Origin of the sequence: Acinetobacter sp. YH16038 (assembly GCF_013417275.1) — a bacterium.
GTDB lineage: Bacteria > Pseudomonadota > Gammaproteobacteria > Pseudomonadales > Moraxellaceae > Acinetobacter.
In genome coordinates, this window is record NZ_VPEG01000052.1 from 1 (window position 1) to 11018 (window position 11018).

An 11018-nucleotide genomic window follows, 5' to 3' on the forward strand; every position below is an offset into this window, starting at 1 on the left:
CGGATCATCAGGGCCACATTAGGATTCAAATCTATGAAGACGGCTTATGCCACAATTAAAGGTATTGAAGTCATGCGTGCACTACGTAAAGGACAAGCATCGTCATTTTATTATGGTCAGCCTCAGGGTGAAGTGTGTCTAATCAACAGGGTTTTCGGTCTCTAAGTACTTTTTAAAGGGAACATCATCGACTCAAATCTCTATTTGCAACAGTGCCGTGCAACGGCTCAGTACTTAGGTCTTGAATCTGAAGCTGCATTTATGGGTCAAGGCGTAAGTGCCTGTGCAACCTGTGATGGTTTCTTCTACAAAAACCAAAAAGTTATGGTTGTCGGTGGTGGTAATACTGCGGTTGAAGAAGCCCTTTATCTATCCAACATTGCTTCACACGTGACTCTAGTTCACCGTCGTGACTCTTTGCGTTCAGAGAAAATTCTTCAAGATCATCTGTTCGAGAAAGAGAAAGAAGGTAAAATCAGCATCACTTGGAATCATCAAGTGGACGAAGTTCTTGGTGACAGAACGTCAGGTGTAACTGCAGTTCGCCTGCAATCTACCCAAGATGGCTCTAAACAAGATGTAGAAGTTACTGGCTTATTTGTTGCCATTGGTCATAAACCGAATAGCGGCATGTTTGAAGGTCAGTTGAACCTTCGTGATGGTTATATTCAGGTTCAAAGCGGTACGGCAGGTAATGCGACTGCTGCATCTGTTCCGGGTGTATTTGCTGCGGGTGATATTGCTGACAGCGTTTACCGTCAAGCGATTACTTCGGCAGGTTCAGGCTGTATGGCTGCACTTGATGCTGAAAAATATCTTGATAATCTGAATTGATGAGTAGGTTGTCATAATTGAAAAAGTGAATAAATGTAAAAACCCAGTCTTCATGATTGGGTTTTTGCACTAAAGAAATCAGATATAAAAAACAAAAGGGGAAAAGGCGTTGAACCAGAAACAGACGGAAACAGATGTCATCATTATAGGTGGTGGACAGGCTGCTTTATCTACTGCTTATTTTTTAAAGCGCAAGAAAATCCCATTCATTATATTGGATGAGCAAAATCAAGCAGGGGGTGCCTGGCTGCATACCTGGGAGTCATTGCGTCTTTTTTCTCCTAATACCTGGAGTTCTCTATCCGGTTGGATGATGCCCATCACTGAACAGACCTATCCAACACGAAATGAGGTGATTCAGTATTTATCGGCTTATGAACAGAGATATCAATTTCCGATTGTTCGTCCAGTACATGTCGATCGTGTGGAATCGAATGGAAAGTATTTAGACGTATATGCTGGAGAAAAGTTTTGGCGAGCCAAGGCCGTGGTTAGTGCAACCGGGACATGGAGCCAGCCGTTTATTCCTGATTATCCGGGACAAGAAAACTTTCAAGGTACACAGTTACATTCAGCCCATTACATGAATGCAGACCCATTTAAAGGTAAGAAAGTCATCGTTGTGGGTGGTGGGAATTCAGGCGCTCAAATACTCGCTGAGGTTTCACAAGTTGCTGAAACCATTTGGGTCACGAAAACTCCACCTCAATTTTTATCCGATGATGTGGACGGTCGTGTACTGTTTTTAAGAGCGACGGAACGCTTAAAAGCACAGCAAGAGGGTAAAGTCATTGATCAGCCTGTTGGGGGGCTTGGTGATATTGTGATGATTGATAGTGTTAAGGAGGCAAGGCAGAGAGGGGTTTTGCATAGTCGTCCACCTTTTAAATCATTTACCACAGACTCTATCATTTGGCCTGATGGCTCAAAAGAGCAAGTCGATGCGGTGATCTGGTGTACAGGGTTTAAAGCTTCTTTGGATCACTTGAGGACTCTGGGGGTGATAGAGCCAGACAACCTGATAGAGGTTAAGGACGGAAGATCGGTCAAGATGCCGAACTTGTGGTTGGTAGGCTATGGGGAATGGACTGGGATGGCTTCAGCTACGATAATTGGAGTTTCTAGAACAGCGAGAACCACAGTGGAGGAAATCGTTGCTTATCTACACGAAATTGATACTAAAAATTATTTAGAAAAATGAGCTATCTATCTCATTAGAGGATTTTAAAATAGACTCTTTTCAATACGTTACCTATATTAGGTAAGCTAAAATAATTCCATTTTCATAATTCTATTTGCTCTATTGAATGATAAATACAAGGCGTTAAATAGATAGAATATCTACTTAACGCCTTAGGTCTTATCTCAATAAAAGTACAGGTTTTATAGAGCTTGATAACAATTTGGTCGTCGTACTACCAATAAAAAACTGGCGTATCTTTGAATGACCATATGCACCAATCACAATCATATCAATAACGTTTTTTTCTTGATAATCCAATATAGATTTCTCAACATCACCGTCAAGCATGCTATCAATTACATCAAAACCATTATTTACAAGTAGCTCTTTTGCCCAAGTGACTTGTGATGTCATATCACTATTTAGCTTACCAACATATACCACATGAGCTGTCAGGGTTTTTAATAAAGGACTATTTGCAATTTTGTCTACACAAATACGTGCAGTAGGACTTCCATCAAAAGCAATTAAAAAAGACTCAGGTGGACTAAAGGGTGCAGATGTTATTAATACGGGTGAACCGTACCGGGTTTGTCGGAGACTTTTTATTTAAGTTAGGCCACCTGACCTAACGGGTTAATCTTATCATTGTACATTGCTTCAAACTCAAAAGGCGATACATTGTCAACGGCATTCTAAAATTGACCCCTTTTACCTTACAAATGGCAAAGTAAAATTGACCCCTGAAATCAGAGAAAGAGCGGTTCAATTATTGATTGAATCCGAAAAAGATTATCCATCGAATTGGGCAGCAGTTTCCGCAATTGCTCCTAAAATTGGCTGTACTCCTGAAACACTACGTGTTTGGTATCAAAAATATTTAGATCAACAAAATCCTGTCAAAGTACAAGATATCTGATCAAGAGAAAATGAAGGGTAATCCCCCCTAAAAATACTAGCTCTTTAAAAGAGGCAGTATTATGCTTTTACAACATGGTATTTAAACTTGAGAAACTGAATTTAAAACAATCTACTGTAACTCTTCCAGACAGATATGAAATTAATCCACCCCTAACCCTTTAAACACCGCATCCACCGGATCTGCATAAAAGCTGGTCTGGAACTTGGTAAACAGTTCCACAGGAATCGTTGGGATATCTGCCGCACTACTCATGGGTAAAGCAACCTTCTTGGCACCCGCATCAAAAGCAACTTGCAGACATTCGGCAATACTTTCCACCGGTGTCACTGAACCACCCAAGCTCATATCACCCAGTACCACCATCTGACTTTGTACCGATCGTCCTAACAGGCCTGAAGCGAAAGCCACTAAACTTGGCAAGGCAAGATGGCTGAGCGGCCCGGTATTCTGTAATTCAACCACATGTAAGTGGAAATCATGTTCCAGCACCTTACTCCCCCCCGAGATCCGGGATGCATTGGCCTTGAAGTAGTCAAATGCGATCTTGACCTGCTCCTTGGCACTGCTTGAATTCCATAAGCCTGATGTGGCCAATTTTCCTGAACCTTTAGTGACTTGCAGTTCTAAGCGGTATAAGCCTGGCATGCCCTTATTACTGAGGCCAATGGTATACAGGAAGCCTGGTTTAGCAGGACCTTCGGGAATAAGTCCACCTCCACCCTGCTCTTTTACCGAAACAAAATGCTCTTCTAGAGTGTCATTGTCGATATAGCTAAAATGCACATCATAGAATTCCATCCCTCCAATTTTCTTCAGCTGTTCTTTGACCCGACGGCGCACCTGCAGTGCATATTCCAGGCATTGCCGTACATCTTCTTTATTAAACTGACCGTGTGGGTAAAGCAGCTTCATCAATCCAGAAACCGTCTTGCGAACGGCGATCACATCACGCTGATTCAGGTTATTCCCTAGCTTGAAGTACTTCTCAATGGCATCCGCAAAACTGCGCTTGCGCATTTCCCGGAAGAATTCAGCCAGATAATCAACAATCAGGCCATAACGGTTGGTAAAGAATTCCGGGCGCATTTTTGGAATTTCCCAACCTGGGATATAGGCATGAAAGCGATCAAAGAATGCTGAATCGATCATAGCTTCAGGAAACGGAGCCAATAAGTGGCTAGTCTTCACCAAAGATTCAACACTTTGGTTAATATTACCCACAAAAACCATCGAAGCTGAGGCTTCCATTTGTTCACGACCACGAGCAAAAGATCCTGAGGCCATGTAATCTTTCATGATCTGTACACCATCTTTGTCCTTAAAGGAAATACCGGCGACTTCATCAAAAGCTACCACATCCCATAAGCCCACCAGACCAATACGGCGGCTACTCATGTTATAGAACAGGTTGGCGACAGTCGTTTGCCCACCAGAGACTAAAATACTATTCGGTGAACACTCTTTGTAAATATGGCTTTTCCCGGTACCGCGTGGTCCCAGTTCACAGACGTTATAGTTATTTTCAACGAACGGAACCATACGCGCTAATAGGTGCCATTGCACGTCCTCTTTTAACGAAGCCGGTTCCATGCCGATGGAACGGATTAAACTCTCGCGCCACTGATCAGTGCTTAATGCTGCTCTGCCACTGAAGAGTTCATCCATATTCATATTCGGCATTTGAATCGGCTTGAGTAAGCTCACCCCAAATGGAGAACTAGTCTGCCCTTCTTCAAAATAATAACTGAGCGTAGCAATGACCCAGATACCACCAACAAGTAATTTTTCATACTCTTTGACGATGCCTGCCGAGATTTCGGCATCTTTGATGCCCAGATTACTAAATGATGCTTCGTATTTGTCCTTACGCTCATTCAGCTTTACGGTCACCCGATCAATGACTTTATAACTGCCACGTTCACGAACCAGGGATTTCACCTTCTCAGCTTCATCAGGTCGTACATAGTTCTCTGCCAGCACCGTCTTTACGTTACGTAGTCCCTGCTCAATGATCTCAGGATCATCCGAGGCACAATACATCCCTAGCAGGTATTCGAGTACATAGACAGGAACGTTAGCCCCTTCTTTGATCAGTTTAGTCAGATCCTTACGTACCACCCGCCCAGCAAAGTGTTCATTCAGCAGCTGATCCAGTTCTTTATCGTTAGCAGATTCCATGTAGGCTACGCTCTATCGTTAATTCGTTATTAGAAGAAGTCATCGGTAAATGCCAAATCAATGGTGACCTTATAGCGCTGCACTTCGATATTTAGGTCTTTGTCCTTCAGTACCAAGAAGTAATCTTTCTTACGGTCAAAATCAGTACCGGACAATGACAGTCTGACCTGTTTTACCCGTTCCGCAACAGAGTCGGTAGTGCTATCAAAAGTCAAAGTTTCTTCACTGGAAACTTTAAGATCCCCATCATAAATGGCAATGGATAAAGTCACTGGCATGACCAGCTCACTGACAGCTTCGGTTTGCATCAAATCAAACTTCTGGATGTTATTGACCATCTTCAGCGTGGATTTGGTAGAAATGACCTCAACTTTACGCTTGGTCCGCTGTCCAGCCTTTTCACCACGTAGCTGTTTTACCATCAGTACCGGTACCACAATTTCCTGAGGCATGATGCCGCCATGCACGAAACGTGAGCCTCCTACAAAATGGAAACGGTTCGCCCCTTTTGGAATCCAGAAATCAGTCGCAGATAGTGTGCCTGCCGTAGCTTGGGTTGAGCCTTTCCAGGCTTCCTTGCTCTCTGGTAAACCATGACCAATCACATAGCGTTTTTTGCTTTTCAATGTATTGGTAGGTTTTTCAGTCAAGCTTGAACGATCCGCAGATTCCAGTTTACTTTGCTGGAACAAGAAGCCATGGTCGGCTGTGATCAACAGGGTAGAAATATTGAAATGCATCAAGATTTTGCGGCTAAGTTCAGTCAGCTCTTCAATGGTATGTTCCACCGCCATAAAGGTTTCTGATTCTGTCGAGGCACTGTCTCCCCGAGCATCAATGACGTTGTGATAAACATAAATCAAATCATGATCTTTCAGTGCTTCACGGCCTTCATCACGCGACCAGCCTTTTACCGTTTCAGCGGTAACCGCCAATCCATTATAGGCTGCCAGAATTTTGGAGCGTGCTGCAGTCCCTTTGCTGGATTGTCCATCCACCCATACATCATCACCTGCGGCCTCTTTGTACTCCAAAGTCTGATGCGGCAACAACGAGGCCATGCCAAGTGTGGTGTAACTTGGGACAACGCCCAGCTGTGAAGACAAGGTCGCTTCGGAATAACGCTTTTCATTGATACGATCACGCAGCTCTACCGCAGCTTCATAGCGAAAAGCATCACTGATAATTACCACAACCCGGCGTTTCGTTGCAGAACTGAGTAAGGGTCTGACGTGAGTATCGTAGAAGTTCTGCTGATTTGGGATATCTGCCACTTTCCATACATTCAAGCGTTGCTCAGCTTCAATCCGCTCTCCCCAGTTGCGTGCCAAGTGGTCAATAAACCAGTAGGAATAGCAATTTTCGATTTCTTCATCGAGTTTTTTCAGGATATCGACATGAGCTCGCTGAGAGGCTGCACTGTAGTGGCGATAGGCCATATCAAAGCGATACAGCTCCTGCTCGTAGGCTTTATACAAGGCTTCGCTAGAGTCGAAATAGAAACCGGCATCAAACTGTAGTCGCAGACTGAACAGCTCAATCGCTGCCTGCAACGCTGTATAGACAGTGCGATATTTACGGCGTGTTGCATCGTCCTTATGTTTGGAAGCCCAATAGCCATCCAGACGGGTAGAAATAATCGTTCTGAAATGTTCCAGTTCAGCTTTGGCTGCTGCAGGGATATGACTGGCCAGATCGACAATGATCTTTTGTTCAATCACTTCAAAGGTCATGACATCGAGCAGCTGCTCCAGATCAAAAGTCCCGACCTTCTCCTGGATCCGCAGTGCATTGGCCACGGTCTGGGAGAGTGTATCGAAGGTTGGGTAGTATTTAGAACTGTCTCTCCAGCGCGACAAAAAGGCTCTGGCTGTTGCACGGGAGCTGACAGAAGACATCACCAGTTCCTGAGCCCATACGGGTACATCGCCCAAACTTTCACAGAAGCCTGTGGTCATCAAACGGATAAAGAACGTACCGAGCTTGAATGGTGCTTCCCCATTCAACTCTTCAACCGATGCTGGATAACCAATTTCCGCCTGTAATGCTGTGACTAAAGCTGGCACTAGTTGGAACTTTTCCAGTTCAGCAAAGGAGTCTGGATTTACTTCCAGACTCAGATTCTGCTGTACCATTTCATCCGCCAGTGCCAGAACGATATGCATGAGTTCGGCACTATCAGCCTTGACCACAGCCGCAATCATGGCCATATCCAGATCCTGTTCATCTGCATCAGGCTGGATATAACGTTTTAAGGTGCTCAGACGGGCTTTGGCTTTGAGGAATTCTTCACGTTTGGCCAGATGTTCTCTTAGACTCTGCTGCTGTAAACCCAGCTCATTAAAAATAATCGAGAAACGATCGGCATAGAAGCTGCGAGAATAGAGCTTGATGTCCAGTAGCCAGTCTTTTTCAGTTTCAGGCTCAGGGCTTGGGAAATACAGCAAGTATTTGCCCTGCTGATCTTGCAGTTCCAGTTTGAGCTTGATCGCCAGACTCGACTCTTCTGCCATATTCAGAATCTGGACATCATTTAGCTCTAGGGCTTTGATTTCTTCAGTAAATGACTGTTCAGCATCGTACCAAAAAACAATTCGGTGATTTTCAGTATAGAAAGCCTGTTCTAAGCCTTGTGTTATTTGGCTTAAATTCATTTACTTTCTCCTGCTGCACGAAATTCTTTATAAGTCTTTTCCCAATCCTCATCAGGATAAGCCTTTTGAATACTTCCTAAGAAATCTTCTCTATTTAATGTATCAAACGTCACATCTTTATAATTCACATCCAATTGAATCTTCTGCACTAATGATTCAGCTGTTGGAAATGTCTTGTTTAGCTCTCGAGTTAACCACTTTTTAATATTTTCCTCAGTGGGATTATCCCCATACGTCCCGTATAGATGGTCAGGTATATTCTTCTGAACAATAGGTAAATAATAATTAACTATCATTTCTTTTGATTTTTCTAGCTCTTCTTCAAGATGACCAGCCAATGATTTTTGATGGTCCTCTATTTTAGTCCTTAGCTCAGCTATTCTTTCTTCAAATCTCGATAAGGCCTTTTTAAGAATCACCCGACCATGGTTTTTACCTAATGATGGCGTAAAATTGTCTCGGATTTCTTTCAACTCTTTTTCTAAATCTTTAGAAGAAGCACTACCATTTTTATCTAGCAAATCAAAAGTGGTTTTTAGCCGCCCCTCTAATTCCTTATCCATACCTATTTTTTGAATCGAACGAGGAAGATTGAGTTTATTTCTCTGAATAGCAGCACCTGTTAAACTTAGCTCTACATATTGGAAATGTGGCTGAAATACACGTACCTGGCGTGCTATATCAAACTTAACTGGTGGTGCAGCTATTAAATTTTGCTGAATTTCTTCTAAATTTTTGACGTTCAATTTCTCTGGCTGTATTTCTGTAACCAGTTCTTGGATATGTTTAATTTCCTTCTCGGTCTGCGCTTGTGCTAAAGCAATCGCTTTTGAAGCAGGTGATAAGCGTGCCATCGCCTCTTTAATTTGGTCAGGCATTAAACGCATAGCATTCAAAATTGGTGCTTCCGTTTGTTCTTTTTCTAAAAAAAGTGCGGTCGGAGTGTAGCTAAATCCAATGTCATCACTGACTATCAAACCGTTTCTTAAACCGGAAATATGCTGAATCTTAATTCCATTATCCTGCAACAATTTTATCGCTTCTAAAGTGCCATATCCCATACGTAGGACATTCTCATCGATGTCTAAAAAAACCGAGATGAGTTCAGGACCTATGTTCTTGGATAATGTAACAATTTCTGTAGCTGGAATCTCCTGAATGCTTGGTGCTGCATAGCATAGAGAAGTATTAGTTTGAGCAATAAGGTCCCGTAAGACTTCGGAGTTGATATGTTGAAAAAATGTTTCTCTCATTATTTCTCCCCCGTCACTGCTTTCACGTCAGCCAACAAGTCCCCAAACTTGCCATAATTGACTTTCACCCCATCATCCAGATCTAACGTAATACGCTGATCGGCATAATGACGCAGCTTTTCTTCAAAAGTACTGAGTTCAGCCTGTTGCTTATGCAAGTCTTGCAGTTTTTTCTCGATACGTTTGATTTCAGCCGCAGAGTCACTACTTTCTTTTGCTGTTTCTAGAGAGTTGGCATACGCAGCCATTTTGGAAATCAGCGGCATCACGTATTCAGTACGCATACGCGCTAAAGTACTTTCGTTATAGCGGTGCAAGTACACCAACGCCTGGAAAGCCCCCTGTTTACCACTGCTAAATAACCAATAGATTGGACGCTTTTTATAGGTCTGCATGTGGTCTTTATAGAACTTACTGGCTAAGTAACGGCGAATGGTATCTTCCGCTGTTTCACTTGCTTTTTTATCCAAGCTTTCAGCCAGCCATTGCATATTGGTATCCAGCGTGTCTTTACCCCAAACCGCAGTTAGGAATTCTTGGATACGGTGCGTTGCATCGTCTTCAAACCAATGCATTTCGGTGAGTGGAATAATACCGTCTGCATCGGCAGGGAATTTTTGATAACGGCTGGCATCAAAATCTTGATTGCCTGCATGAGCATAGATCAAGCCTGGTTCGTCCAAGCTATAACGCCCCATCATGCAACCAAGTGCATAAGACACTAAACGCTGGCTGTCTTTTTCACGGTCGGCACGGGTCAGCGTAATTTGCTCATCTGGGACATCTGGCGTGAGTTCGTCCTGTAAACCATAGGCTTCAATAAACAGTTTATTGTTTTCTTCTTCCAAGCGTTTCATTTCAGCCACGGCGTCAGCATTTTGTTGTTGCCATGTATTAAATGCTTGTTCGAGGTTTAGCTGCCCCGTACGGATAATTGGGTTTTGAGTAAAGTCCCATGAGGTTTCATATGAATCCCAGTCGATTTTAGCTATTTCGATGCATTTTTTCCCGATGTCATTATTCTGTACGTTTACATAGGGAAGCTGCTCGACATTGCCAACTTGGAAGTTAAGGGTTGGATTTAAAACTTTCATTAAATCTGGGGCGATATGCGAACATAGAAATCCAGCGAGATTGCTGAAAGCATTTTCTTCTTTAGGAAATAGAGAAGAGCCCCCAACGTCAAAAATAAATCCTTTTGGATAATATCTAACGCCAAAATAAGATGAGCTTACAAACGACCAGCCAATAGATGGCTTGAAATAATAGGTAGGGTTGCGGATGACGGAATTGGGCATGAAGTCAAATAATTCCTTTCCATCATTTTCCCAATTTATTAAATACTCTTGATTTCCGTACCACTTACGGAACTCACCCCCTTTATTATAAGGAAACCATTTTTTTGCTGAGAGCTTAGCTTGATCTCGACTCTCCATTCCAAAGCCAACTTTTTGAATAGCTACTTCTTGCCAAAAACGTAAGAATCGATTGTTGTCCGCTGTTGCAAGGCCTTGGCGAGCATCGGCAACATCCCCCATTGAGGGACTAGTTTCAAAAATAGCTCTTACCTTATGACTCACCCAATAAGCCACAGGACTACCAGGAATTTTCTTAAAGTCATTTGCAGAGGCATAAAAAGATTTAGATAATTTGAATATATTATCTAGCTCATCATTTGAAGAAACACTCCCTTGTTTTTCAAATAGTCTTTTATACACACCCTTATAATCTAGGATAGGAGCCTTTTGGAATGTAAATGCACAACTACCAAAGTCAGACCCAAAAACTCCACGACCATTATGGCTCATCGTTTGTAAATTTGTTTTTTCAAATAGCCATTTTCTTAATTCCTCATAACTAGACAAAAAGAGATGGATCCGTAAATTTGAACAACTCCTATAAGTGATATTCTGCTCCTCAAATGATGTTATAAACATCAATATATGGAGTATTTTATGGCACGTAGACCAAGAAGAAATCATTCAAATGATTTT

General features: G+C 42.6%; 5 protein-coding genes and 4 pseudogenes. 4 read left to right on the forward strand and 5 right to left on the reverse strand.

Features of this window, described 5'->3' with window-relative positions; genetic code table 11:
* The 3 genes and pseudogenes from FTV34_RS15410 to FTV34_RS15420 all read left to right on the forward strand — a co-directional run.
* Nucleotides 1-165 (forward strand): annotated as a pseudogene (locus FTV34_RS15410) (IS6 family transposase); the annotation flags it as partial.
* Nucleotides 166-219: 54 nt separating this feature from the next.
* A pseudogene (locus FTV34_RS15415) lies at nucleotides 220-834 on the forward strand (NAD(P)/FAD-dependent oxidoreductase); the annotation flags it as partial.
* A gap of 109 nt (nucleotides 835-943) precedes the next feature.
* Nucleotides 944-2035: an ArsO family NAD(P)H-dependent flavin-containing monooxygenase gene (locus FTV34_RS15420; RefSeq protein WP_005253618.1), complete on the forward strand. Its 1092-nt coding sequence runs from the start codon at nucleotides 944-946 to the stop codon at nucleotides 2033-2035.
* Between the two features lie 159 nt (nucleotides 2036-2194).
* Here FTV34_RS15420 and FTV34_RS17985 read toward each other — a convergent pair.
* Nucleotides 2195-2593 (reverse strand): annotated as a pseudogene (locus FTV34_RS17985) (universal stress protein); the annotation flags it as partial.
* A 124-nt stretch (nucleotides 2594-2717) separates the two neighbouring features.
* Here FTV34_RS17985 and FTV34_RS15430 point away from each other — a divergent pair.
* A pseudogene (locus FTV34_RS15430) lies at nucleotides 2718-2952 on the forward strand (hypothetical protein); the annotation flags it as partial.
* Nucleotides 2953-3077: 125 nt separating this feature from the next.
* Here the strand turns inward: FTV34_RS15430 and brxL are convergent.
* From brxL to pglX, 4 genes are read right to left on the reverse strand one after another with little or no spacing between them, the layout of a single operon-like run.
* A complete protein-coding gene (brxL, locus tag FTV34_RS15435; protein ID WP_005021615.1) occupies nucleotides 3078-5117 on the reverse strand; it encodes a protease Lon-related BREX system protein BrxL in 2040 nt (679 codons plus the stop codon).
* 29 nt (nucleotides 5118-5146) lie between these two features.
* The gene (pglZ, locus tag FTV34_RS15440) at nucleotides 5147-7771 is read right to left on the reverse strand and encodes a BREX-1 system phosphatase PglZ type A (RefSeq protein ID WP_180070745.1); all 2625 of its coding nucleotides are present in this window, start codon (nucleotides 7769-7771) and stop codon (nucleotides 5147-5149) included.
* Entirely contained in the window at nucleotides 7768-9024 is a 1257-nt protein-coding gene (locus FTV34_RS15445; RefSeq protein WP_180070747.1) for a hypothetical protein, read from the reverse strand. Before FTV34_RS15445 ends, pglZ begins: the two co-directional genes overlap by 4 nt.
* Nucleotides 9024-11006, reverse strand: coding sequence for a BREX-1 system adenine-specific DNA-methyltransferase PglX (gene pglX / locus FTV34_RS15450; RefSeq protein ID WP_180070749.1), 1983 nt, complete (start codon nucleotides 11004-11006; stop codon nucleotides 9024-9026). The genes FTV34_RS15445 and pglX overlap by 1 nt, the downstream gene beginning before the upstream one ends.
* Nucleotides 11007-11018: the final 12 nt, after the last annotated feature.

Coding starts and splice junctions, on each gene's coding strand:
- brxL (WP_005021615.1), bottom strand. CDS start 5,117: ATGGAATCTGCTAACGATAAAGAACTGGATCAGCTGCTGAATGAACAC.
- pglZ (WP_180070745.1), bottom strand. CDS start 7,771: ATGAATTTAAGCCAAATAACACAAGGCTTAGAACAGGCTTTCTATACT.
- FTV34_RS15445 (WP_180070747.1), bottom strand. CDS start 9,024: ATGAGAGAAACATTTTTTCAACATATCAACTCCGAAGTCTTACGGGAC.
- pglX (WP_180070749.1), bottom strand. CDS start 11,006: ATGATTTCTTCTTGGTCTACGTGCCATAAAATACTCCATATATTGATG.